Below are 23510 nucleotides of genomic sequence, written 5' to 3'. Positions count from 1 at the left end.
GCTTGGAACAAGCTCGTCGATCAGCCCTGGCGCATCATGTCCATCGGAATGCGCCAATGGGCACATGGGTACTGATCAATGCACCTTGGTATAAGTGGGCTCCAGGACATTGGCAGGACTCATGGCTCGGCCCGGCGTGAACGCGCGAATTCGGCGACCATGCTTGCCTGGTCAGGGCGCAAGGCATCGATGGCTGGGAAATGGGTGGGAACCTCGCCACCCAGCAGGACCGACGGGCACTGGCCTTCATAATTGCCCAGATTGGGCCGATGCTGGACGTAACCGGCAAGCGCCGCGAGTTCGGGCGAGAAACTGCGCGCCACTTGAGGGGGATAGGCGAGCCAGGGATTTTCATAGGGCTTCAGCCAGCCAAGGCTGTAGCCGACGATGACGGAACGGCGCGCGTCCGCTGTGGTATTTGCGCCGGCACCATGTGCCGTCGATCCCAGAAAACAGATGGCCGCGCCCGGCTTGCCCTGCGCAATGATCGGCTGACCAAGGTCCTCACGTGTCATGCCACGCGCTCCATGGCTATCCGGATAGATCTGCGTGCCGCCATTTTCCCAGGTGAACGGGTCGAGCGGCCAAATTACGTTGAGCAGATATTCATGCTCGCCCTTTGCGCCAGCCCACATGTCATGGTCACGGTGTGGGACCTGGCAGACTTCGCCCGGATGGATCTCGATCGCTTGGGCGACATTAAGCTGGATGCGATCGCAGGCTTGGCCGAGGACAGTTTCGGCGAGCGCGAGAATACCTGGATGCAGGACCAATGGCTCCATGTGCCGCGAGCGTTTGAGCAGGCCACCGAAGCGCTTGGTGCGATGGCCATAGAAGTCGCCCTTGCAAAACGGCGTTGCCGCAAAAACCGGATCGAGGTCGCCGGCAAGCTTGTCGATCGTGCCCTTATCGAGCGCATCGGGAATGATACAATATCCGTTCTGGTGGATTTGACGGGTCCAGGTCTCAACGCTCATTGGCCGCCTCCTCTCCTGCGACGAGCTTGAGCGTGCGCGGCTGGTAGATCCCTGCTGTGCGCAGTCCATCCAAAGTGCGATCATCGATCCGGATGTGCAGGGCGATAAGCTTGCGCCCTTCCAGAAGGGCAATGCGGCCAAGCGGGGAACAGTGCCAACCAAAGCGCATGACCTGCTGGAACCAGGCCAGATCGGCAACGCCGGTATAGTCGGTGATGCCGGTTTCGAGCGCATGCTCGGCAAGGGCGGTGACGAGTTGGTCGCGCGCCAGGCGGCGTTCGGTAGCGTTCTGGTGTCGATCAAGACAGAACCGGGTTATTTCACGAACGGTTGGGCCACTGGGCAACGGCCCGTCACACAAAAAAGGGTAAAGTTCATCCAGCAGGTGCGGTCGGTCAGTCTTCAGCAGCCGGGCGGAAGAACGATGCCGGCCCTCGCCATCGAGCATGATCATGTATTCGGCATCCACACCGTCGAACCGATCCATTTCATACTGCTCGGCGAGGACCGGCAAATCCCATTTCAGAAGGTCGACGAAAACCTCCTTGCGTGCGGCAAACATGGCGCGAAAGGCTTTGCTTTCGAGCGCGCGCGGCGCTCGAACCCTGCTTGGCATAGCGGCTATCCTTATGACGGGGTGGAATAGTCCGCTGATCAGATCATGCCCGCGCCTATGAAAACATACCAAGATTTGGGGAAGGCAATGCTGTTTCCTAACCCGTCACGGCATGGCCTGAATGGGTCCGAAACCACCGCAAAATATCGCCCGGGCCAAGCAGCCCTTCAGCGATGGCGCAGGCGAGCACCGACTGGCTGGCATCGACACCGTAGCGTTCGCGCGCCATCTTGAGGTGCTGGTTCACGGTCTCAACGCTGATCCCCATGATGATGGCGATAGCGGCCGCCGGCTTGCCGCGCCCCCACCAGAGGAGGCATTCGAGTTGGCGATCGGTCAGTCCGGGACTGGAAGCCGAAACATGTAGCCCAGCGATCTTGCGCGCACTTGCCAGAGCGACCCCGCCAAGAAGGTCGGCGACTTGCAGCATCTCGACGGGCAAGGCGGCATCGGGCCTGACAACGAAGGTGCAAGATCCGCTCACACCGCCGGGCAAATGGCGAGGCACGGTGAACCCGTCTCCTATTCCGTACTCGCGGCTCAGGCCCAGGATCTTGTGATCACCGCGTACCGCACCGGTCGCTTGGTATGAAACACCCCAGGGAAAACTGGTGAACGAGCTTTCGCAGGTTCGCCGTACCGGATCTTGGGTTGCCAGGCCAAGAGATTGGTACACCCTGGCCCATTCAGGCGGATAATCATGGACAAGAAAAGCGTCATTCTCGTTGCTGGCACGACAATCATCGTAGTCCAGTGCAAAATGATCGAAACTCATGTGCCGCGTGGCATTTCCGAGAGCGGTAAACAGGGCGCTGCGCGAAGTCGCGCTGGAGACTTCTGACATGAGTTTTTTGGCAAGAACAAGAGGCATGAGAATCGCTCGACCGCAGGAGCGCTTCCAGCCCGCTATCCTGGCAGATCGCCTGTTTTGCCCATCGCCCCGGTTTTCCTCCGGATTGATCAGCATCCGACATATGGCCTTTCGGCACTGTACCTGAACGACTCATTCGTTCGTTCGGGTTGCCTCGACCATTGCAATTTATGCTGCACACACGAAGTCAAAATTCTGTAACAACTCAACCGCTACGCGATATGGCGCCATCGCCCATAGGCAGATTCCCCGCGTCATCGGTCGATATCGCGCGACAGTTCGTCCTTGAGCCTGGGTCCAGCCTCCATCTTGCGGCTGAGCGACTGGACGAAGGCATGCCAGCGTTTCCTGCCGCTTGCCTGCGCTGCCTTCAGCGCTTCATCGGGCAATGGCGGATTGCTGGTCAGCCAGAAGCGAATGAAGAGGGCCAGGGTCTCGTTCGTCAGCTCGACGTGCCATTCGAGTCGATCGAGCTGGCGCGACATGCGGTCAAGCCGTTTGGTCAGGATGGCTTCGATACGCTCTTCGTGATCGGGAGATAGCATCGAGGCCAGCGCCGCCTCGACGACGTCGGTGCGGGTGACCTGACGGACGCGGGCATGATCATCGAGCAGGCGCGAAAGCCGGGCATCGAGACGAAAGGTATGTTTGACGTGGGGCTTTCTCATAAATCGATCCCATCATCGGGATCGAGGGATGCCCTTCGCGCATTGGCCGTCACGGTCTGATCAATTGCTTGCCGGGTCCGGGCAGCATCGTTTTCCGGGGTATCGTCGTCAAACTCGAACTCATTCTGGATCGCCGCGGGCACAGGGACGATCTCCTCGTGGTCCGGCAGGTCGGGCTCCCGGCGAATGCCGCTGTTTGCAGGATCGCCCGAATTTTCCGCCGTGACCGCTTCGCCTTCCGGTGCTGGCTGTGAACTTTCGGGTTCCGGCTTTGGATCTTCGGGGCCTTCCTTGACAGCCTCGGGCGTGTCCGATGAAGGATTGTGATCCTCGGAAGGATCCCTGGGTGATGTCGGCGCTTTGACAGGTGCAGGGTTGGACCAATCGTCCCCAGGGATGGCAGTATCAGCAAGAGCTTGTGGCTCGGGCGGCGATCCGACACGCTCGGTGAAGCGCTCGTCAGTAAAATAGCGCGCTTTGTGTGCCCGGATCGGCGGCAGGCCTGCGACCATTACGATTTCCTCGTCGTCCGGCAATTGCATGACTTCGCCTGGCGTGAGCAATTGTCGGGCAGTTTCAGTACGCGAAACCATAAGATGGCCAAGCCAGGGCGAGAGACGGTGCCCGGCATAGTTCTTCATGGCCCTCATTTCGGTTGCGGTGCCCAGCGCATCGGAAATCCGCCTTGCGGTACGCTCGTCATTGGTCGCAAAGCTGACGCGCACATGGCAATTGTCGAGAATGGCATTGTTCTGGCCGTAGGCCTTCTCGATCTGATTGAGCGACTGGGCAATGAGGAAGCTCTTGATGCCGTATCCCGCCATGAAAGCGAGCGCGCTTTCGAAGAAGTCGAGCCGGCCGAGTGCGGGAAACTCGTCGAGCATCAGCAGCAGGCGCTGACGGTTTCCGGCGGGATTGAGATCCTCGGTGAGGCGCCGCCCGATCTGGTTGAGGATCAGGCGCATGAGCGGCTTGGTGCGGCTGATGTCCCCTGGTGGAACGACAAGATAGAGCGAGACGGGCGCTTGGCCCATGAGATCCGCGATCCGCCAATGCGAAGATCCTGTCACCTTGGCGACAACCGGATCGCGATAGAGGCCAAGGAAGGACATCGCGGTCGACAGCACGCCGGACCGTTCGTTCTCGCTCTTGTTGAGCAATTCCTGTGCCGCCGCGGCGACAACCGGATGCACGCCGGCTTTCCCGAGGTGCGCGGTCGTCTTCATGATCCGCAGCGCAGTTTCAATGCCGCGGCGCGGATCGGATAGGAACGCGGCAACGCCGGCCAGGGTCTTGTCCTGCTCGGCGTAGAGGACATGCAAAATCGCTCCAACGAGTAGCGCATGGCTCGTCTTTTCCCAGTGGTTTCGCTTTTCCAGGCTTCCTTCGGGGTCAACGAGGACGTCGGCGACGTTCTGGACGTCGCGCACTTCCCATTCGCCTTTGCGCACTTCGAGCAGCGGATTGTAAGGCGAGGACTTGGGGTTGGTCGGATCGAAAAGCAGGACCCTGCCATGGCGCGCGCGAAAGCCGGCGGTAAGCTGCCAGTTTTCGCCCTTGATGTCGTGAACGATGCAACTGCCCGGCCAGGTCAGCAGCGTCGGAACGACAAGACCCACTCCCTTGCCCGAGCGCGTCGGCGCAAAACACAAGAGATGTTCGGGACCATCGTGACGCAAATACTCTGCGCCCAAACGACCAAGCACCACGCCGTCATCGCCCAGGAGCCCTGCACGGCGAATGTCCTTCTCGCTTGCCCAACGCGCCGACCCGTAGGTTTCGGCGCGGCGCCTTTCGCGCGCACGCCAGATCGACATGCCGATCGCGACCACGATCGAGAGCAAACTGCCCGAGGCAGCGATGGCCGCGCCCTTGAGAAAGACATGCGGCGCATAGGCATCGAAACTGAACCACCACCAGAAAAAGGCCGGGGGCAGATAGACCGGGTAGGATCCGATCTCGAACCAGGGCCGGCCCAGTTCAGGCTGATAGGCAAGCGCCGCTGCGGTCCATTGGGTCGCGCCCCAGACCGTAAAGAGCACGACGGCAGCGACTGCGGCAATCTGCCCCCACAGGATCCTGTCATTCATCTTGCTGTTCTCCCAATTGCGTGGGTGATCACAGACCCAGTCCCCGGCTGCGCCCTAGCGACCAGTCGACACCGCCGCCGGGCATGAGAGTGCCCGTGATCTGGGTACCCAGATGTTTCTCGAGGGCAGGCCGCCAGGGAACGAGCTGAAAGCTGATCCCCTCGTCGATCATGGCGAAGCGACCCGAGGAAAGCGTCACGCGCTCGCGGTAGATGCCGCTAACATGTTCCCCGACACTGGCCGGCTTGTGCTCGAGCCCTGTCCGAGCGGCAATGGCCTGGGCCGTATCGCTGAGTTCGCGTGCGCGCAGGGTCTCGATGAGGTCGCTCGCGAAAAGGAGCCGCTGGCCCTGCCGCCTGGCCAGGCCCAGAGATTCAAGATGTGCCCCGCGCGCTTCCATCGCCGCACGCACATCCAGCCCAAAGCCGCTGCCACTCGCTGCCGGTTCACGCGAAAGCAGTTGTCGATCGAGCCAGGTAGCACCTGATGCCCCGATCTGCTTGTCGAGTGCGAGGTCAGAGCGCGTTGCCAGTGACAGGCGCGTTCGTCCCTTGAGGTCGTCCCATGATCTGACTTCGACGATCGCGCCTGGCAGTGCATCGCCAGTCATGTCGATATCCTCGAAGCGCAGATGATGGGTATGTCCGTCTGCGCCGTCGATAACAGCGTAGGCGCTGCCGGTCAGTTCATCGTGGAGGCCGCGTTCGACTAGCCTGCCGATGATCGGATCGCTCGGCGCTTTGTCATGGAGGGCCAGGGTAGAGAGATCGAACCGGCCACCATCGCGGGACATTGCCCTGTGCATGGTCTTGATGATGTCGGTGCGGACGGAAAGATCGCGCAATGTCGCTTCAGCGCCCTGCTCGATCGACCACAGCCCGCCACCTTCGTTGACCGCAAGCCCCATATGTTCAAGCCGAGCGGCGCGGCCGACAAGCAGGCGTTGCCTTTCGCCGTCCAGTTGTCCGCCAGGGCGCAGATCGATCAGGCCGCCCGCTTCGTCTGCCAGGCGCTGCAACTGGCGATCGAGGCTGGTCCAGCTTTCGGCATCGACTTCGCGCTCCAGCGCGAAGCGGATTTCGCGTTCGCAGCGCGGCCCCAGTTCCAAGGTCAACCGCTCCTCGGCGCGGGCGCGCAGACCAGAGCTAATGTAGCCCTTGTCGATGACGAGATCCTCTCCGATGTCGGTCACGCCGCGCACCAGGACATGGATATGCGGATTGTCGGTGTTCCAGTGATCGAGTGCGACCCAGTCGAGATCGGTCTCGAGATCGCGGGCCATGTCGCGCATCAACTCGCGCGTGAACGTGCGCAGGTCATCCATTTGCGATGCGTCCTCGGGACTGACGATGAAGCGGAAGTGATGCCGGTCGTCGTCGCAGCGCTCGGCGAAAGCTTCGCGGTCAGCTTCATCACTGCCGGCATCGAACATCGAGGCGTCCCGGCCATCCCGGGTTACACCTTCGCGTTCGAGATACGTGATATGGCGACTGAGCGGCGCCGCGCGGAACCGCACGCCCTTGTGCCGGACAACGCGGGCCTTGACGACAACGCGGCGAGCATCGGCACGCAGCCGCACCCGGGCCAGCGCGCGGCGTCCACGCGCGCGGCTCCCGGCGCCTTTGCGCGGCTTCCTTGCGAGCTGTGTATATCCGGCCCGCGCACTCGCACGGCGGACCTGCGCGGCAAGACGCTTGCCCCTGCCCGCCGAGCCGCTTCCCCTGTCCCGGCTCGGTCCTGGCCGCGGCCGAAAATGATGGTCGTCGCTCGCCATCACACCGCGGCCATACGACAAGCGATTGAAAGACAGCGGATTTCAACAAGGCCGTATGGCTGGATATGCCTTGGGCCATACGCGAAAAGCCCCCAAAACCAACCACATGAGGCCGCGTAGCTGGCCGCCCTTTTATCTCGCGATACGCCCCTGCCCTCTTCCGCAACGAGCCCTATCCCGACATGCAGCCCGCCACGCCTCGCCATGGCCCGCCACAAAGCGCCATAAGACATCATGGCCGATGTTCTCCGGAAAGAGGAATGAAGAGCGGGTTCGAAAGGGGCAATGCAGCGCCTGTTGTTGCGTTCTCAACGGAAACAGGCACTTGCGTTTGCGTCGCGAACAGCGTCGAACTGCGCCAGGAAATCGGCGTTGCGGCAGGATGCAGTGCAGCCAGTGAAACGCCCTGCCCGCTGATCATGCGGGTGGTGTCGGCGACGTAGGCGACAGTCTCGCGGGGTAGCGGACGACGTCCTGCCAGGTAGGCGTCAACGCGGCCCGGACCGGCATTGTATGCGGCCAGTGCTGTGCCGAGATCACCGTACCGATCGAGCATCATGCGCAAGTAGGCGGCGCCGGCATGGATGCTGGCGCGCGCATCGAAGGGATCGGAACCAAGATCGAATCGCGCCGTCAGTTCGGCCCAGGTGCCGGGCATGATCTGCATCAGCCCCATGGCGCCCGCCGGTGAGATGGCGCGCGGATTGCCCCGGCTCTCGGTATGCATGACCGCACGGATCCAGCTTTTCGGAATGGCGAAGCGGCGCGAGGCTTCGGTAACGGCGGATGCATTAGGCTGCACCGGGGCCACATCGGGAACAGGTCTGCCATCGCCAGCTTCGCGGCTGTCCTGCGCCCGGACCAGCTGCGGCTCTGCGCACAACGATGAACCGGCAAGACAAGCTGTCGCCGACAGCCATGCTGCGTAGGCTCGCATGCCCGAGAACGACTTGTGCATGGGCTTAGCGGCTTTCGCGCGAGGCTGGCCGTGACCAGAGCAGGACATGATCGCCGGCGGCTTGCCCCGATCGCAGCAGGTTGGCGCGCAGGGGATGTGCAAATTGCGGATCGTCGAGCTGCAAGGCGATGTAGGCGCCTGCACGCTCGCCGGTGCGATCCCAACCAGCGCCAATTTCGACGCCGGTTTCAGAATTCCCGCAAAGCACACGCCACTGCGGTGCGTTTTCCGCGCCCGTGTCCGGCGCAGCAACCAGACAAACCGGAACATCGATCATGATCGATGTGATGCGGCCTTCAAAGCCGTCGGCGGTTTTGCAAAATCGACCTATCTGCATGGAGCGTGATCCTTGGTGGCGGTTGGAGAAGCGGTCGAATGGCCGAGCCCACGCCAGACGAGTGGCTTGTCGGGGGCGTCGCGGGTGAAGAGAGGTTGCGCGCGGCCAATGAGGCCGGCATCCGGGATCGGCCCGAAATAACGGCTGTCGAAGCTGTCGGACGCGGCGTTGATCACGAACAGCGAATGGGGCGGAATCAAACGGCATTCGCGCCACACCGGCAGGGGCCGACCGCTTCGATCGCGCGGATGAGCAACGGCAACGGGCACGGCATCGATGCTGACATTTTCACCGTGTCGGCACACCGTCTGCCCAGACAGCGCCGCGATGCGCTTCAACATGGGCACGCCGTTAGCCAGGTAGCGCCGCTTGGCCATCTGCTGTGCGAGATCACGAGGCGGCATGATCGCGACCAGGTCGCCGCGTGCGACCTGATTGCCGACCTGCAGGCGATAAAGGCCGATGGGCGCGCTGGCGCTCGCATTCCAGATGAGGCGAGGACGCGGATCGATCCACGCGACAGTAGCGAAGGCGCCCCCTAATCCACCGGCAAGGAAAAGCGTCAGAATGAAGTATCGGCGGCGTGTCATAGGCCGAGAGCCGTGCGCTTGAGCCAGGCCTCGTGCCGATCCTTCCCGTAAAGGCGAGGCTGCGCGCCGACCGCAATCCTTGCCGAGACATGGCGCCAATGATCAGGTGATGCATCGCATGGATCGACGCCAGCGGTTTCCACCGCGTCGATTGCGCGCAGGACCTTCTCGACCTTTGGCCAACCGGTCACGCTAAGCAAAAGCTCGCCGCCGGGGCGCACGAAGGGCACCGTGGTGAAGGCCTCGCCGCGCGCGAGCGCCTGCACGATATCGATGCGCGAGTGAACCGTTCCATAGTTGTTGGCGTTCCAGCGCATGAGCGCAAAGACCGCGCCGGGCCTGAAGCGCTTGATGCAGGTATGGCGGCTCACGATCTGCTCACCGGCGACGCGCCCGAAGCGCAGCCATTGCTCGTAGCGCTTCTCGATCCAGGTCAATTGCACTTCGGTGAGCGCCTGTTTGTCAAGCGCGCGGGCGAACGGCGTGAAGTCGATATCGCGTGTCCCAAGGCCCGTCATGCGCAGCCTCCCAGGCATGCGCAGACCCCCCGCGAAATCCCCAGGCGCGCAGGCGGTTAGAAAGAATCCGTAGGATTCTGTAATGTTAGGATAGTTAGAGGGGCCTCCATTTACCGCAGAATTCTGCGGCTCTTCGCACCCCTGCGGTTCCTGATAGGACGAGTCTCGGGTTCCCGATAGGACGAGTCCGGCGGTTCCTGATAGGACGAGTCTCATGGCGCTTATCCACAGGCCGGAAGGTTGAGGCGCCGCGCGGCTGTTTCGAAGGAATCGACCGGTGCGGGAACAAAGCTCAGACGCTCACGCCGGAACGCCTTGTCGATCGACAGGACGTAGCCGGGAAGCGATTGACGTTCGACGATGGCTCGCAGTTCGAACGCGAACCGCTTCATCGGCGAAAGGCTGCCGGATTTCAGGTAGAGATGCTCGAAGTCGAAGCTCCACCCGTGGGATTGGCGACCGCCATGCTTGCGCACGACGCGATAAAGCCAGCGCTCCAGCCCTCCCGTCAGGCCAAAATAGGCCCGGTCGATCGACAGGACGAGCCCCCTCTCAAGCACACCGGCGTAGAACCAATCGGGCAGGATCATTTGCAGACCGAGCGGCTTGCCGTTGAGATCGAGTTGCTCCTGCCATTCGTTGATCCAGGAGAATCGGTGACGCCGGCGCTGATGTTGCTGGCGGATCGACGTCGCCACCGAAGTCGACTGCAGGCGATCGAACGCCGCCTTCAATCGGTCGTAGTTGTCGCGACCGGTTCCGCGGCCGATATACGTCAGAATGGCATGCGGTGTTGCCGCCATGATGCGCGAGGTCGGTCGCCCGGCATTGCGCGCCTCGATCAATTGGCTCGCCGCCCAGATCAAAATGTCGGCATCCCAGATCGTCGCCATGCCGTGTTCGGGCACGGCTTCGACGGAAATCCAGGTCTCGCCCATCCGGAAGTCGATCGGTGTTACTCGCCTGGACTTGGCCAGACTGAAGAACGGCCAGGTCATGAGATCCTGCGCATCACGCGGTGCGATTGTCGAAGGCCCCGGTCGGAACAGCTCGAGTTGCTTGCCTATGCCAGCAAGCGAACGCGGGTTGGTTGAAGCGCCCACGCGTGTCACCCTTCAGCCGGTCGGCGCCTGGCAGGGTGAACGGTACCGACTCCCGGGTCCGAGGTGGAGCGACGCGCGCCAAGGGCGGCCCAGGCTTCGATATCCTCGAGCGCGTAGACCACCCGGCCGCCAAGCCGGCGGTAGACGGGACCAGTACCGTAGCAACGGTGCTTTTCGAGAGTGCGCGGCGACAGCCCGAGCAGCTTCGCAGCATCGGGTGTCCGAAGGTAACGCAGGCCGGAGTTGGCGGCAGTTTGGGTCATGAAAGTACTCCCGGGCGTGGCCGACCCGTTGCAGGGCGGTGTGGAACGGACTGGCGCACATTCGCGAAGTTCGTTTGGCTCGGGGGAGTGGCTATTTGGGGCCGGAGGTTTTTGTCGCACCGGCGAGCTTGCCCTTCAGCAAGGCGCGATAGCGCCCGTTCATGAAGGATCGCGCTTCCTCTATGAGGCGCTGGGTGCGGCGGCGTTCGGACGATGCCTTCCATTCGGCGCCGCGACCAATTGCCAGGCTTGGGTAGACCAATTGGCTTGCAATATCATGGGTGCTGGGCCGTGATTGCCTTTGCCCATGCAGCATGTCGAGGATGCCAAGGAGCAGCGTCAGGCGCCGCGCCTGAAAGTGCGTGGGGCGAAATTGGCCGGGACATCGATACGGTGGAACACCCGACAAGCGCTGCTCCAATCGCTGTGTCGCGCGGCTGCGCAGTTCTATTCCGTCATCACGCGGAACGACATAGGCTAGCGGCTTGCCGGGTTCCGTCTCGCGCAGCCACAGGCTGTGGGATCCTCCCTCATCGCCAAGAACAAGGTGCCGGCCATCCGACAACAAACGATCATTGAGGACATGCGGCCAATGATCGGGGTCGATTGGAGGAGCGTTCCCGGCCCCCGCAGGTGCAGCGTCCAGTATGACGGTCGAGGGGAAAAGGTCAGGACGCCAAAGCGCGGGCTCGCGATCAGCGCAAACCAGCGGTGCACAGGGAAAAGCTCAGGCCCCAAGGGTGGGCCATCTCCTCCATTGCAACATGTGCGCCTGGAGCAGTCCGGACCCGCATGACCTTCTGATAATCGCGTACATAGGCGGGATTGCGGCGAAGAAATTCCTGTGCGAAGCCAGCGAAGTCGAGATCGCGAAGACCAGTCCCCTGCCCGCTGTCTTGCGCCATGCTCGCTCCTGCGTGATCGAGTCGGCAGCTTCGCCTTCTGGCGTGCCCTGGTGTATTCCAAGATTCCGGCAGGACATTCCCATCTTTGGGCAAATTTCAGTCCGGTTGCGGGTTCGCCCTTTCCATCAAGACTGTCTTTGCAAACAATGAATTGCCCCGCCCGGATCATCCGGGCGGGGCTGTCATCCGACCTCAGTCGCTGTTGCGGCGGCTCGGGCGAGACCAGATCAGGCTGTAGCTCTCACCGTCCTCATCGTCGAACAGGTTGGCAAAGATCGGAGCGGTGAAGCTGGGATCGTCGAGCTTGAGGCCCAGGTATTCGCGACCTTCGTTCGAACGCTTGGTCCAGGCGGCGCCGATTTCCGCGCGACCGACGAAAACCCGGTGGCTGGGGGCGTTGTCGCCGTTGGACTTACCCTCCGGAACGATGCGCACGCCCTTGGCCTGGACGCTGAGGGTGATGATTTCGCCGGTGAACTCGTTGGTGCCGGTCGTCTTGAAGGTGCCGATGGTAGCCATGTCATTACTCCTGGATGTTTGTGCTTCGAGCCCGCACCATTGCGGCCTCGATGGCATGTGACGGGCCGGAGGCGATCGACGGCGCACCCGTCAGGGCCTGACAGCAAAGGCGCAACTTTCTTGCCTCGCGAGGAATGGGCGCAAGCCCAGGGGATGAAAGTTGCAACGCCGCTGTTGCGCCTCAGGCGATCGAGGCTTCAGCCGGTCTTCGGCCAGATCAGCCATTGACGAGGCCGCTTGTGAGCGGTTCGGTGCTTCAGCCAATCCAGGCAGAACGTGGCCTTACGCATCCGATCATCAGACGTCGCCAACTTGGGTACCCGTACAGCCTACCTGACACCGGCCGACGGGGTGCCCCTTCATTCCGGCCCAATATCCCTACGGTGATCTGCGGCCCTCCATTGTGGAATTCAGAGCTGCGCCTGAAATTGCCGTCAGGGGTTCGACCGAGATCCTTGATCGCGTGCTCCGGCCTGTCAATCCTGGAGTTGTGCAGACGTCCCCGATTTTCATGACCGGACGACCACGCTGGCGCGCTAGATCTGCCGATAATCGTACCGGCCCTGATCTTCGATAACTACAAGTCCGGATGCCCGCCCGATCAGGCGATCTGGCCTGCGACCATATCCGTGAAGCGGACGAAGGCTGTGGCGCAGACCGCGGCCCCGCCAATCAGCGAAATGGCGGTCTGCCAGAACGGCGGTGCCATGAAGTGCTGCACGATGCCATAGGTCGCGCAATATCCTGCAATCGCTGCAGGCATGACGAAAGCGGTCAAGACAATTAGCCGAAGCCAGGTCGAAGATAGAACGAGCAGAAGACACTGCATGACGAACAGAGTTAAGCCTGCGCTCATGAGGCCAATCAAGATGGCACTCAGGGTGCCGGTACCAGAATTATGTGCCAGCATTCCGGCGCTCACGCCAAGGGATACCGGCAAAGCATAAACGGCCAGGGTGAACATCAGCCAGCACAGGATGCTGATGACTGCAATCGATGCAAAGATGGCAAGGATGATCATGATGGTGCGCTCCGGAAGGACATTTCCAACGGTCGCGCCATCCACCACCACCTCGGCGCACATGGGTGACATAAACGAAAGCATTGATTTTCGGGAGCAAAAAATCGAGCCTGCCGTCGCTCCCGAAAGTCTGGACGCCTCGTCAGAAGTCGAAGGGATCGATTTCGGCAACGATGTCAGCGTCACCCTCAAACTCATTTGATGGAGCCACGGCATGTGTGCCGTCTCCGGCGCAAAAGATGACGATCACAGTCATGAGGGAGCGTGAAAGACTGAATGCGAAGGCCTGGGCTTGATCGAGGGACATTGCTGCAGCTCCTGCTCTGAGGCGAAGGAACGTTCCTCCGCGCGACAGGCGCCCGATGCGTCCGGGCGGTGGCCGCAATCACCGCAGAGGCGCAGCCTCAAGGCCGCACGCTTCGCGTAGCGGACCCTTAACGGGTTGATGGCGTCAGGCCATCGGCAGGACCAAGGATCAGCGCATTGGAAGCGGGGGCGGTGCTCTGCCTTTGAAGGCGGTTCGCCACCGACGAGCCCGGATTTCAGATCTTCAGACCAGGCCTTCAAGGGAACCCGTTAACGACGGCAAGTGGGACGTAGCCGTCATTCCGAACCGGCTCGCTAAACGACGGTCGCCGACAACAGTCGCCGTTCGCGCACCGGGCCTCTACCGGTTCGCTTCCGGTGAACGGCGGGCCTCTTGCTATCGGCGAACTGACCTAATCCCGGCCATTCACAGCCGGAGGCGGTCATTCGTTGAGCTGCCGCTTGACGCTCGAAACTTGGCTATTGATTGGCAATCCGCGCGATTGAAGCCGACGTGGAAACACTACTGCACCACTCAACATCGGTGGCGTTTGCTGAGCCGCAGGTCCAAAGACACATGTAGATTTCGAAGGTGTCATTCAGCCACAACAGCACGCACCGACGATCGCTATCCCGGCTCCCCCATCGTGCCAAGACTTCCGAGCGTCCCCTTGGGCTTGCGATCGTAGGAGGAGCGTCCCTCTAGCATCTGCACAAAGGCTTCATTGCGGTTGGTGGCGCGATCAACCAGACGATCGAAGGCGACGACCTCAAGCATGAGGTTGAGAGACTGGAAATACCGATACGCCATCTGCCCACCGTAGTTGGTGATGACAAAATCCTCCATCTGGAGGTATTTCTGCAGGCTGTCGTTCCAGTCGGCAATCACGTATCCGCGCACCATCGTGTCCGGCGGAACCACGACCTCGCGACCTGCCGAGGTCTTAATCCTGCCCTTTGTGCGGATGTCTGAGATCTGTCGCTTCAACTGGTCGACCGGGTTATTGGTCGAACTTTCGAGGCCAGTCGCGTATCCCGTTTTCTGAGGGCGCTTCATCTCGACCACCATGAGCTCGTTCTGATTGTTGACGAGCAGGTCGTGAGCGTACTCGCCCTTGGCCCTGTGGTTGCCGTCCGGCGTGCGATCACTCGAGATGTACTGCGCGTAGGCCAAGTCGTCGTCTAGCAGCCACAGGTTGTGCGAACTGTAGTCGATCTCGTCACTGTCCTTGTAACGAGGATAGATCAACGCATGCACCTTATCCTCAGTAGCCAGTCCGCCCTCCTGCTTCTTCAGGAGTTCGCGGAAGATCGTGATGACGTGATTGCGATAGGCTACATAGACTGCCAGCGCCTCTTTGGCGTCTGCCGGGATCTGCGTCTTGACCAGATGCTCGAGCTGCTCGACGCTGGCGTTTTGGTCCAGCTTGGAAAAGTCGAACTTCTTGCGGAAGCGCTCCACGAATAGGTCCTGAGCCAGCTGCTCCCGCGTCTCCGTAATGGACCGTTTCCTAACGAAGTCCTCGGGCGAGCGGTCGCCAAGACCGCGCCGCAGCAGCGGATCGACCGCAATCAGATGCTCTACATCAGCGACCATCTTCGCACGACGCTCGCTGGTATAGGCGCTCTCGATCCCCAGAATATGCTGCTTTGCCAATGCGACGAGGTGGTCCCTAATCGACTTCTTTACGCCGTCACGGACCACCTTGCCGTGGAGGTTCGTGATTCGGTCACGCGACTGCGACGAGACAAAGAAGTCGCTCGATACGGCCACCAGATAGAAGTAGCGGCGTAGACCGGTCTCGCTCGCTTCGACGAAAGGTTTGTCGTTCACGCCCGACGAAATGTTCTCCAAGTCGCTCGCGGCGCGGTTGTTGGCGTAGAAATAGAGTCGATGCTTCTTGGCCTGAGCCTCGCCGACCTTGAAGTAGCTGAAGTCGAACCGCCGGCTCTTTTGGCCGATTTCCAGATACTCCGTTCGGGACCCACCAACCAAAAGGGAGTCCTTGAAGTGATCGTATAAATTGAAGCGTGCATCATCGATGACCAGAATCGACTGCTTCGGGATCTTCTGCTGTATGAATTCGATCAGGAAATGATCGAGCAAAGCCGCAACTATGGCATCCTCGGCGGCCTCGCCTAAGTAGCGCTGGCCAGAGAGGTCAAAATAGTCCGCAGCCTCGTCAAGGGGCGACCGCATGAGCACGGTCAGCCCAGTGTCGAAGCGATGCTCCCCCGCACCGTCATCCGCGCCAATCTCGACCAGGTTGTCATCGGTCGCGAACGGCTTGTAGCCATACGTCCCGCCCGTCACCGCGCTCGACGCGTCGGCCTGACGGGAGGAGTAGAACACCTCTCTGAAGATCCTGAAGGCTATGAAGCGGCCGAAACCTTTGCCGCCCCGCTCGAACTTGTTGCCGGTCAACGGTGTAAGGAAGGCAGCGAGGTTGATGTCGTCGAACCCGACGCCGTTGTCAGCGATGACTATCTGGCGGTCACCACTTGAGATCTCGATCTCGATTCGGCCATGCTGCTCTACGTCACCCCCCCAGCGCTCCTCGATGGAATGAAGGGAGTTGGAGACGGCCTCGAACAGCGGAAAGAGAAAGCCGTGCAGACCTTCAGGCAGCGTGGCGCGCTTGACCTCGGAGGCCAAATCGATTGACTTGTGCTTCACTTAAAACCCCGGGACGAATGGCTGACGCCAGACGGATAGAGGATGCCCTGCGCGTGCCAAGAGAGCAAGCCCACGCTGCAACCTACGAGCGGCAAAATTCGGCAAATAGGAGACTGCCTTGACCCGATCGCGAAGGCGCGGTCGCGCAGGTTTCGGCAGCACATCACGACGCTCGGATTCGAGTTGTTTGTCTGATAGTAGCGGCCGATGCCCTATGACGCTTTCACAATCGACACCAACGCCATCATTCAGGGCGGGATGAACTTCGAGGCTGGACTGCTCGCGCAACTCGACCAGTTCAAGGGTGGCCCGCTCCAATTCGTCGTCTCGGAGATCGTGGTCCGCGAGACGCTGAAGCACCTGAACGTGAGCACCAAAAAGGCTAGAGACGCTGCGCGCTCCGCTCTAGATCGCGCGGCGCAGCTTGGGCTCATCAGCTCCGACGCCGCACAGACCGCGATCGACGCCCTCGCCGATTCCAGGACAGTCGCGCGCAGCAAGATCGCATCGTTCTTGGAAGCGACCGGCGCGGAGACCGTGCCGGCGAACCTGTGTGCGATCGATGCCCTGCTGAAGTCCTACTTCGATCCCACGCCCCCGTTCGAGGCGACCGGCGACAAAAAGAACGAGTTCCCGGACGCGCTCGCACTCCTCAGTCTCGAGGCGTGGGCCAAAGCGGCCGGTAAGACAGTGCTGGCCGCCAGCGCAGACAAGGGATGGCAATCGTTCGCAGAAAAATCCGAGCACATCTTCGTCGAGGGCGACCTCGCCGACGCGATGCAGATCGTCCAAGCACACGCCGAGGCGGCCGCCAAGGCGGTAAACACGTTCCTGCGGGGGATCGCCGAAGGCGACTTGCCCGACGACGAAAGGTCGATGAACGCCTTGCTTGCTGACGCATTGGCCGAATGGGAATTCGACGTCGAGGCCTCCGCCCCCTACCGCTACGAGCTAGATGAGACGGAACTGCGCCTGGAGAGCTTTGCGCTCACGGAGCGTGACGGCGACCACGGCGTCACTGTCGTCCGCCTCACCGCCGACGAGGTCGTCTGCAGGGTCGACGTCGAGATCACCGCCACCGCGCACGCACATTTCTCTCTGTTCGCATGGGACAGCATCGATCGCGAGGAAATCGGTATGGGCAGAACGTCCGCCTCCAGCGAGGAAACCTTCGACGCAGCAGTGCTAATCACCATTGCAGGATCGATCGACGGGCCAGTCGCAGACTTGGAGATCGTCGACCTCGAAGTCGTGGAAGCACTAGGCAGCGTCGACATGGGCGAGATCAACCTCGACTTCGGCGACAGCGACGAGATCGATGACTACAACCAGCTGCAGCTCATGCTGGAGGGCGAGGAAAGGTAGCCGAAGCGCTGCGAGACCCGCACCCGGCGCTGGTAGCTCGCGCGCTCACCGTCACCAGCTTTCGGCCGAGCGTAGCGGGCGTCACCGCGCTCCAGGAGGACCGCGGCACTGGCTTCCTCGGGCAAGTGACATCCCAGGCGCGTGTAGTCGCCCGGCGGCGGCGCTGGGCTCAGCACTGGCTGAAGACCGCGCGCACCGCGGCGGATCCCGTTTTCTTCTGGACGGCCGGGACGCTCGCCGCCGCAGTGGTCGACCTACGGTTCTTCTCTGACTGGGGTGCTAACGAGCCAGGACCTGCCGCGCCGCGGTTCGCCTCTGCGTTGCGCGAGGAGCTCCGCAAGGCTGCCGTCAAACGAGAGAAAGGGCGCCAGAAGACACTCTTCGGCTTGAAGGCTCCGCACGACACGTTCTGGAGCGCGACGAAGGCGGATAGATGAGGAAACCGGCTCTCTACCAGATCTAGACTATGTTGAAGCCGCTGTCGCGCTGCCAGCGGGCATAAAGCGGAAGGTCGGCAACTGGGGGGCGCCGCCGAGCTCGGCAAGGACGGCAATTGACGCACAACGGTGCGGTCGCAAGACTGTGCCCGAATGGCCGGTTTCGGCGTGAACTGACGTTCAACCGTCGACCGAAGAATGACTTGAACTGGTCGACACCAGAAGCGATATTGACCTGTTGCCGAGCCTAAAGCGTAGTGATCAAATAGGCGCATGGTGATGCGCGATGATATGGGGATGCCCCGCCCTATCGAGATTGGCACCCGCGAAGCGAAATTTGCGGCGGCTCCAGAATTAAAGGAGCGCGGCGATTGGTTGTGCGTGAATGTCGAAACATCCTGCCCATGGCCGGTCTATCCCCAATCCTTCGAGTTCGCCGACCACCTGATGTGGATCATACCGCTCACCCAGGAGGAATATGGGGGCGTGGCGATGAAGGTGCCGAAAGGCCTTAGCCGCGAAGAAGCCGAAGGACTGATGCTACGGTTCCTCAGTGTGCTGTCGTGGCGGGAGCGCAGTGGCATCGCCGTCGCCCATCGTTCCGGCGGCAGCATGCCTATGATGATGGGCTTGAATAAGAAACTTGGGTTTGCGATCCGGGAAGAATTCGATCTGATCGATTTGGCGTGCCCTGAAGAGGAAGGGCCACGCATCGCGCTCGCGTTGATGCGCGAAGCGCTTAGCCTCAATCATCATGGTTACGCGTTCCTGTCGTACTGGCGCGTTCTTGAACTGGCCTATCCGGTGACAAAGGCCCGAGTGGATTGGATGCAGGCTACCCTGCCCACGCTGAGGGGGCCAGGCATAACGGAAGCGCTCGAGACGATCGCCGCGCAAGGCGCGGAAGACGTTTGCCGGCATCTATTTGAATCGGGCCGATGCGCGATCGCTCACGCCTCCAGCAATCCGATCATCAACCCGGACGACCCACGAGACGCGCTTCGTCTCTACCGTGAACTGCCCCTGGTGCGGATGCTGGCGGAAAGGGCGATTGAAGCTGGTTTCGGCATCCCGACGCCTTCAACAGAGTATGCGCAGCATTTGTACGAATTAAGGGGATGGAAGCAGGTCTTCGGCGACGATCTGATCGGGCGACTTCTCAGCGGTGAAGGTCCGCGCGAAGAGGAGAACGCAGACATGCCGAACGTCAGCGTGCGCCTCCGGCAACGGCCGCCATACCCACCCATGGAGAACATGACGATCGCGGGTCTCGATGTGGAAGGTGCGGTTGTAAGGGTCGCATACAAATCGGCCGATGGTTTGTTTGAGATGCGCTTCCAGCTCGATTTTGGCGAGGAGCGGCTGCATTTTGCGATCGAAAATGGGATCTACGGTCACGACGATGGCTCAGTGGCGGCAGCGGAATATAGGCGGGAATTTCACCGCTTCTTCCGTGACTATTTCCTCAACGGGGAATTGATCATCGTCAACAGCAACACCGCCGAAATTCTTTCCCGAAAAGACGCGTTCCTGCCGACGAACTGCTATGTTGAGTCGGATGCGTGCAATGCCGACATTGCCAAGGCGCAGGCCGAGGTCGATCGACGTATTGCAGCTCAAGGTGGGCAAAATACCTCCGAGCCGGCTTAGAGCATCGCTGGATCAGTCGTCGCGCGTCTAGCTTTGCACTGGCCGGATCGCTTCGTTGCAATCGGACCGCTAGACGACCGTTTATAGGGCGCAAAGCCGATCGGCCAGTTTGCGGAACCCGAATGGCGGATTTCGGCATGAACCGCCGTTCCTAGCAACGCTTCGGATGGCGTATGCTGGTCGGCAGAGGCCTCCCGCCATCTCTCATCGACTGTGCAACGTTCTTCAGATGGCCACTCTGGCCATCGGAGAATGATCATGGAAATGCTTGAAACCGAAACCACCGCCGCCAAGCGCCCGGTCTGGAATGCGGGAAGAACCGTCGGCGCGAAGCGTGCACTGAAGCCAAAGCAAATTTGGGAAATCCGATTCTACCTCAATCAGCGCCGCCGATTGCGAGATCGAGCGCTGTTCGATCTCGCAATCGACAGTAAGCTGCGCGGCTGCGACCTCGTTCAGGTGAAGATCGGCGACCTGGTTAGTGGCGGGCAGATCCGAACCCGTGCAATCGTCATGCAGCAGAAGACAGGTCGGCCCGTTCAATTCGAGCTGCTCCCCGATGCTCGTGCCAGTCTGTTGGTGTGGCTCGATCGGCGAGGCGGAACGGTGGACGATTACGTGTTTCCTAGCCGAGTTGATCACAGCAAACATCTGAGCACCCGCCAGTATGCCAGACTCGTGGATGAATGGGTGACTGGGGTAGGTCTGATGCGCAGCGAGTATGGCACGCACTCACTTCGCCGAACGAAAGCGTCGATCATCTACAGGGCGACCGGCAACCTTCGCGCCGTCCAGATCCTTCTCGGTCACAGCAAGATCGAGAACACGGTGCGCTATCTCGGGATTGACGTGGAGGACGCGCTTGCCCTTGCTGAGAACACTGAGATCTGAATCTATTGGCCCCTCGCCTCGGCGAGGGGCTATCCTCTCTGCGCTTGGGACACCGCGTAATTGATTTAGCCACCCTCCTGGATGGTACGAAGTCGCCATGGCGCTTCAATGCAGGAGGGTGACCGATGTCGATCTATGCAGGATTGGACGTGAGTGACAAGACGACGCACATTTGCGTGGTCGATGCCGAAGGCAAGGTTCTTCGCCGCGACGTAGTTGCGAGCGACCCGGACGTTCTGGCCAAGTGGTTGAACCGGCATTGTCCCGAAGTCGCTCGTGTCGTGCTCGAGACTGGGCCGCTGTCCACGTTCCTCTATCATGGCTTGGTCGAACGCGGTGTCGCGGTCGAGTGCATCTGCGCCCGCCACGCCAAGGGAGTGCTCTCGGCGCGGGTAAACAAGAGCGACGTCCACGATGCTGAGGGTCTTGCGCAGATTGCCCGCACCGGCTGGTTCAAACGGGTCCACATGAAGGCGTCGGCGACGCACATTGACCGTGCCGCTCTTCGTATCCGCGTGCAGCTGATCACGGCCCGAACGGCCATGGCCAACCAGCTGCGCGGGCTACTGAAGTTGTTCGGCCTGCGCATGGGTACTGCCAGGACGTCAGGGCGGCGGACCGAGCGCCTGGCAGCCCTATACGCTCAGCGTCCTGATCTCGCCCCGCTGTTCGCTCCGCTCATTGCGTCCATGGAAGCGATCGAAGAGCAACTGCATGCCTCTGGTCGCCTACTCGTCAAACGGGCAGCGGCTGACCCGGTCTGCACCCGGCTGATGAGTGTTCCGGGTGTTGGCCCGATCACCGCGCTCACCTACACCGCCACAATCGAAGATCCACGACGCTTTGCAAGAAGCGAGGATGTCGGGGCCTATGCCGGACTGGTGCCACGACGCAATCAGTCGGGAGAGCGCGACATCAGCGGCCATATTTCGAAGACAGGTGATCGCATGTTGCGATGGTCGCTGTATGAAGCCGCCAACGTACTCTTGTCGCAGGTGAAGCGGCCCTCCGCGCTCCAGCAATGGGGCAGGAAGATCGCGGAGGCCAAAGGCGGAAAACGCGCCAGGGTCGCCGTCGCCCGTAAGCTCGCGGCATTGCTCCATTCGCTTTGGCTGAACGAGACGGAGTTCCGCTGGGCTTAACCCCGGCCTACCTTTTCCGATCAGCCATGCCCCGGACGATCTCGTCAGAAATGTAGAGGGTCAAACCTCGTTTGGGACTCAGAGACGTCCACCTATTCCGCTCGGCCGCGATCATGAAGGCTCGGACGAACCGCTACTTCAGCGTACGTATCCGATAGCGGCCGCCTTGCAGCGAGGTAGTAGTCGCGCGAGTTAGCGGCGGTGCAAGCTCATTGGCTAGCGCCGGAGTTAGCGACGGTTGAGAAGGTCAGGCGGCTAATTCCGCCGGGTTGGAGTTCTGGAGGGCTTTCCAGTTCCATGGGAGCAGTTCGTGCAGCCGGTTTTGTGGGATTTCGGCGATGCGGCTAAGGACATCGGTGAGCCATGCGAGCGGATCAACGTCGTTCAGCCGACAGGTGCCGATGAGGCCGAACATCAGGGACTGTCAGGATTTTCGTGTGTGGGTGGGCGGTTAAACATTACGCCGCCATGGCCTTGATGAAGCGTTCGCCGAAGAGGACAGCGAACTGGGCCTTGGCCATGGACCACTCACGTGGCGGCATTTTCCACTCTTTCTCCGATCGGTTCAAGATCAGATAGAGCAGCTTGGTCGCGGCATCGTCGTTGGGGAAGTGTCCCCGGGCCCTGACCGCCCGCCGGAGCTGGGCATTCAGGGCCTCGATGGCATTCGTGGTATAGACGATCCTGCGGACCTCGTCGGGGAATGCGAAGAAGGGGATGACCTCGCTCCACACCCGTCGCCAGCTCTGGCCGATCGCTGGATATCGTCGGCCCCATTCGCTGGCCTCGAAGGCGGTCAGGGCCTCCTCGGCGGCCTTGGCATCGACGGCGCGGTAAATGCCCTTCAAGGCGCTCGCCAGCGCCTTGCGGTCCTTCCATGAGACGAAGTCCATCGAGTTGCGCAGCAGGTGGACGATGCAGGTCTGGACCACGGCATCGGGGAAGACGGCGGTGATCGCCTCGGGAAAGCCCTTGAGGCCATCGACGACGGCCAGCATGATGTCCTCCACGCCGCGGTTCTTGAGTTCGTTCATCACGCGCAGCCAGAACTTGGCGCCTTCGTTCTGCTCGATCCACAGGCCGAGGACGACCTTGGTGCCATCGGCCAGCACGCCCAGCGCGATGTGGATCGCCTTGTTGCGGACCATGCCCTCATCACGGATCTTGACCCGGATCGCGTCGAAAAAGACGAGCGGATAGGCCGGATCGAGCGGCCGGGCCTGCCAGGCGGCGACCTCCTCGAGCACGGCGTCGGTGACGGTCGATATGAGGTCCGGCGAGACGTCGACGCCGTACAGCTCGCGCAGGTGCCCGACGATCTCCCGGGTGCTCATGCCGCGCGCGTACATCGACACGATCTTGTCGTCGAATCCAGGGAAGCGGCGCTGGTACTTGGCGATCAGCTGCGGATCGAAACTGCCCGCCCGATCACGCGGCACCTCAATCTCGATCTTGCCGGTATCGCTGACCACGGTCTTGCGGCCATAGCCGTTGCGGTTGTTGCCAGCCTGGTCCTCGTGCCCGAGATGGTGGTCCATCTCCGCATTGAGCGCGCGTTCGGCCAGCGCTTTCTTCAATGAATCCAGCAGGCCACCCTGCTGCAGAGCCGCAGCCGCATCGCCGCCAGCCAAAAGTTGATCCAGTAAATCAGCCGGAATTGCCGGCTCCTTGCGTCGGGACATAGTGGGTCTCCTTCTTGCCCATTATGCCCACCCACACACGAAAATCCTGACAGTCCCGAACATCATCGCGGCGCGCTCTCCACCCCGATCCGAACCGACGAACAGCCATGCTTTCCTGCCCCGAGCTACGCTGCGCAGCGGCCGCTCCGC

General features: G+C 61.3%; 23 protein-coding genes and 1 pseudogene. 5 read left to right on the top strand and 19 right to left on the bottom strand.

Annotated features, from left to right (window positions below; genetic code table 11):
* Positions 1–119: 119 nt before the first annotated feature.
* The 16 genes from B5483_RS22210 to B5483_RS22135 all read right to left on the bottom strand — a co-directional run bounded on the left by B5483_RS22210 (position 120) and on the right by B5483_RS22135 (position 13210).
* Positions 120–977 carry a phytanoyl-CoA dioxygenase family protein gene (locus B5483_RS22210; protein WP_079732076.1) on the bottom strand — a complete coding sequence of 286 codons (858 nt, stop codon included), beginning with the start codon at positions 975–977 and terminating at the stop codon, positions 120–122.
* Complete coding sequence (locus B5483_RS22205; RefSeq protein ID WP_079732075.1) at positions 967–1593, bottom strand: acyl-homoserine-lactone synthase; 627 nt, start codon at positions 1591–1593, stop codon at positions 967–969. The genes B5483_RS22210 and B5483_RS22205 overlap by 11 nt, the downstream gene beginning before the upstream one ends.
* 97 nt (positions 1594–1690) lie before the next feature.
* Positions 1691–2560: a helix-turn-helix transcriptional regulator gene (locus B5483_RS22200; RefSeq protein ID WP_245829560.1), complete on the bottom strand. Its 870-nt coding sequence runs from the start codon at positions 2558–2560 to the stop codon at positions 1691–1693.
* Between the two features lie 158 nt (positions 2561–2718).
* The gene (locus B5483_RS22195; protein ID WP_079732073.1) at positions 2719–3132 is read right to left on the bottom strand and encodes a CopG family transcriptional regulator; all 414 of its coding nucleotides are present in this window, start codon (positions 3130–3132) and stop codon (positions 2719–2721) included.
* Positions 3129–5222 carry a conjugal transfer protein TraG gene (locus B5483_RS22190; RefSeq protein ID WP_079732072.1) on the bottom strand — a complete coding sequence of 698 codons (2094 nt, stop codon included), beginning with the start codon at positions 5220–5222 and terminating at the stop codon, positions 3129–3131. The genes B5483_RS22195 and B5483_RS22190 overlap by 4 nt, the downstream gene beginning before the upstream one ends.
* Positions 5223–5250: 28 nt before the next feature.
* Complete coding sequence (locus tag B5483_RS22185; protein ID WP_079732071.1) at positions 5251–6996, bottom strand: relaxase/mobilization nuclease domain-containing protein; 1746 nt, start codon at positions 6994–6996, stop codon at positions 5251–5253.
* A 232-nt stretch (positions 6997–7228) separates the two neighbouring features.
* Entirely contained in the window at positions 7229–7954 is a 726-nt protein-coding gene (locus B5483_RS22180; RefSeq protein WP_245829558.1) for a lytic transglycosylase domain-containing protein, read from the bottom strand.
* A gap of 4 nt (positions 7955–7958) precedes the next feature.
* Entirely contained in the window at positions 7959–8231 is a 273-nt protein-coding gene (locus B5483_RS22175; protein WP_245829556.1) for a DUF736 domain-containing protein, read from the bottom strand.
* Between the two features lie 50 nt (positions 8232–8281).
* Complete coding sequence (gene traF / locus B5483_RS22170) at positions 8282–8881, bottom strand: conjugative transfer signal peptidase TraF (RefSeq protein WP_079732069.1); 600 nt, start codon at positions 8879–8881, stop codon at positions 8282–8284.
* Positions 8878–9399: a DUF2840 domain-containing protein gene (locus tag B5483_RS22165; RefSeq protein WP_079732068.1), complete on the bottom strand. Its 522-nt coding sequence runs from the start codon at positions 9397–9399 to the stop codon at positions 8878–8880. The genes traF and B5483_RS22165 overlap by 4 nt, the downstream gene beginning before the upstream one ends.
* A gap of 221 nt (positions 9400–9620) precedes the next feature.
* Entirely contained in the window at positions 9621–10502 is an 882-nt protein-coding gene (locus B5483_RS22160; RefSeq protein ID WP_079732067.1) for a replication initiator protein A, read from the bottom strand.
* Positions 10503–10507: 5 nt separating this feature from the next.
* Entirely contained in the window at positions 10508–10765 is a 258-nt protein-coding gene (locus B5483_RS22155; protein ID WP_079732066.1) for a helix-turn-helix transcriptional regulator, read from the bottom strand.
* Between the two features lie 91 nt (positions 10766–10856).
* The gene (locus tag B5483_RS22150) at positions 10857–11411 is read right to left on the bottom strand and encodes a DUF2285 domain-containing protein (RefSeq protein ID WP_425435063.1); all 555 of its coding nucleotides are present in this window, start codon (positions 11409–11411) and stop codon (positions 10857–10859) included.
* A 49-nt stretch (positions 11412–11460) separates the two neighbouring features.
* Entirely contained in the window at positions 11461–11670 is a 210-nt protein-coding gene (locus B5483_RS22145; RefSeq protein WP_245829552.1) for a transcriptional regulator domain-containing protein, read from the bottom strand.
* A 192-nt stretch (positions 11671–11862) separates the two neighbouring features.
* On the bottom strand, positions 11863–12189 hold the full coding sequence (locus B5483_RS22140; RefSeq protein WP_079732063.1) for a DUF736 domain-containing protein: 327 nt from the start codon (positions 12187–12189) through the stop codon (positions 11863–11865).
* A gap of 601 nt (positions 12190–12790) precedes the next feature.
* A complete protein-coding gene (locus B5483_RS22135; protein ID WP_079732079.1) occupies positions 12791–13210 on the bottom strand; it encodes a hypothetical protein in 420 nt (139 codons plus the stop codon).
* Between B5483_RS22135 and B5483_RS23330 the strand changes: the two genes are divergently transcribed.
* Positions 13203–13412: a hypothetical protein gene (locus tag B5483_RS23330; protein ID WP_176168170.1), complete on the top strand. Its 210-nt coding sequence runs from the start codon at positions 13203–13205 to the stop codon at positions 13410–13412. The genes B5483_RS22135 and B5483_RS23330 overlap by 8 nt on opposite strands.
* A gap of 732 nt (positions 13413–14144) precedes the next feature.
* On the opposite strand, the gene B5483_RS22130 is transcribed toward B5483_RS23330, so the two are convergent.
* Positions 14145–16193 (bottom strand): ATP-binding protein, encoded by a 2049-nt coding sequence (locus tag B5483_RS22130; protein ID WP_217698241.1) that lies wholly within the window; start codon positions 16191–16193, stop codon positions 14145–14147.
* Positions 16194–16400: 207 nt separating this feature from the next.
* Between B5483_RS22130 and B5483_RS22125 the strand changes: the two genes are divergently transcribed.
* The 4 genes from B5483_RS22125 (at position 16401) to B5483_RS22105 (ending at position 21678) form a co-directional block, all read left to right on the top strand.
* Positions 16401–17558 (top strand): PIN domain-containing protein, encoded by a 1158-nt coding sequence (locus B5483_RS22125; protein ID WP_079732062.1) that lies wholly within the window; start codon positions 16401–16403, stop codon positions 17556–17558.
* Positions 17559–18268: 710 nt separating this feature from the next.
* Positions 18269–19645, top strand: a complete 1377-nt coding sequence (gene mauJ / locus B5483_RS22115) for a methylamine utilization protein MauJ (RefSeq protein WP_079732060.1) — start codon at positions 18269–18271, stop codon at positions 19643–19645.
* 258 nt (positions 19646–19903) lie between these two features.
* Complete coding sequence (locus B5483_RS22110) at positions 19904–20536, top strand: tyrosine-type recombinase/integrase (protein ID WP_079732077.1); 633 nt, start codon at positions 19904–19906, stop codon at positions 20534–20536.
* A 125-nt stretch (positions 20537–20661) separates the two neighbouring features.
* Positions 20662–21678 carry an IS110 family RNA-guided transposase gene (locus B5483_RS22105; protein ID WP_079732059.1) on the top strand — a complete coding sequence of 339 codons (1017 nt, stop codon included), beginning with the start codon at positions 20662–20664 and terminating at the stop codon, positions 21676–21678.
* Between the two features lie 247 nt (positions 21679–21925).
* Here B5483_RS22105 and B5483_RS22100 read toward each other — a convergent pair.
* A pseudogene (locus B5483_RS22100) lies at positions 21926–22099 on the bottom strand (transposase domain-containing protein); the annotation flags it as partial.
* Between the two features lie 37 nt (positions 22100–22136).
* Positions 22137–23360 carry an IS256 family transposase gene (locus tag B5483_RS22095; protein WP_079732058.1) on the bottom strand — a complete coding sequence of 408 codons (1224 nt, stop codon included), beginning with the start codon at positions 23358–23360 and terminating at the stop codon, positions 22137–22139.
* Positions 23361–23510: the final 150 nt, after the last annotated feature.

The sequence above is a fragment of the Novosphingobium mathurense genome, from assembly GCF_900168325.1.
GTDB lineage: Bacteria > Pseudomonadota > Alphaproteobacteria > Sphingomonadales > Sphingomonadaceae > Novosphingobium > Novosphingobium mathurense.
This window is presented reverse-complemented; position numbering and strand designations above follow the sequence as displayed.

Excerpts from the sequence above, each read along its gene's own strand:
- B5483_RS22210 (WP_079732076.1), bottom strand. The coding sequence starts at position 977 with ATGAGCGTTGAGACCTGGACCCGTCAAATCCACCAGAACGGATATTGT.
- B5483_RS22205 (WP_079732075.1), bottom strand. The coding sequence starts at position 1,593 with ATGCCAAGCAGGGTTCGAGCGCCGCGCGCGCTCGAAAGCAAAGCCTTT.
- B5483_RS22200 (WP_245829560.1), bottom strand. The coding sequence starts at position 2,560 with ATGCTGATCAATCCGGAGGAAAACCGGGGCGATGGGCAAAACAGGCGA.
- B5483_RS22195 (WP_079732073.1), bottom strand. The coding sequence starts at position 3,132 with ATGAGAAAGCCCCACGTCAAACATACCTTTCGTCTCGATGCCCGGCTT.
- B5483_RS22190 (WP_079732072.1), bottom strand. The coding sequence starts at position 5,222 with ATGAATGACAGGATCCTGTGGGGGCAGATTGCCGCAGTCGCTGCCGTC.
- B5483_RS22185 (WP_079732071.1), bottom strand. The coding sequence starts at position 6,996 with ATGGCGAGCGACGACCATCATTTTCGGCCGCGGCCAGGACCGAGCCGG.
- B5483_RS22180 (WP_245829558.1), bottom strand. The coding sequence starts at position 7,954 with ATGCACAAGTCGTTCTCGGGCATGCGAGCCTACGCAGCATGGCTGTCG.
- B5483_RS22175 (WP_245829556.1), bottom strand. The coding sequence starts at position 8,231 with ATGATCGATGTTCCGGTTTGTCTGGTTGCTGCGCCGGACACGGGCGCG.
- traF (WP_079732069.1), bottom strand. The coding sequence starts at position 8,881 with ATGACACGCCGCCGATACTTCATTCTGACGCTTTTCCTTGCCGGTGGA.
- B5483_RS22165 (WP_079732068.1), bottom strand. The coding sequence starts at position 9,399 with ATGACGGGCCTTGGGACACGCGATATCGACTTCACGCCGTTCGCCCGC.
- B5483_RS22155 (WP_079732066.1), bottom strand. The coding sequence starts at position 10,765 with ATGACCCAAACTGCCGCCAACTCCGGCCTGCGTTACCTTCGGACACCC.
- B5483_RS22145 (WP_245829552.1), bottom strand. The coding sequence starts at position 11,670 with ATGGCGCAAGACAGCGGGCAGGGGACTGGTCTTCGCGATCTCGACTTC.
- B5483_RS22140 (WP_079732063.1), bottom strand. The coding sequence starts at position 12,189 with ATGGCTACCATCGGCACCTTCAAGACGACCGGCACCAACGAGTTCACC.
- B5483_RS23330 (WP_176168170.1), top strand. The coding sequence starts at position 13,203 with ATGATCATGATGGTGCGCTCCGGAAGGACATTTCCAACGGTCGCGCCA.
- B5483_RS22135 (WP_079732079.1), bottom strand. The coding sequence starts at position 13,210 with ATGATCATCCTTGCCATCTTTGCATCGATTGCAGTCATCAGCATCCTG.
- B5483_RS22125 (WP_079732062.1), top strand. The coding sequence starts at position 16,401 with ATGCCCTATGACGCTTTCACAATCGACACCAACGCCATCATTCAGGGC.
- mauJ (WP_079732060.1), top strand. The coding sequence starts at position 18,269 with ATGGTGATGCGCGATGATATGGGGATGCCCCGCCCTATCGAGATTGGC.
- B5483_RS22110 (WP_079732077.1), top strand. The coding sequence starts at position 19,904 with ATGGAAATGCTTGAAACCGAAACCACCGCCGCCAAGCGCCCGGTCTGG.
- B5483_RS22105 (WP_079732059.1), top strand. The coding sequence starts at position 20,662 with ATGTCGATCTATGCAGGATTGGACGTGAGTGACAAGACGACGCACATT.
- B5483_RS22095 (WP_079732058.1), bottom strand. The coding sequence starts at position 23,360 with ATGTCCCGACGCAAGGAGCCGGCAATTCCGGCTGATTTACTGGATCAA.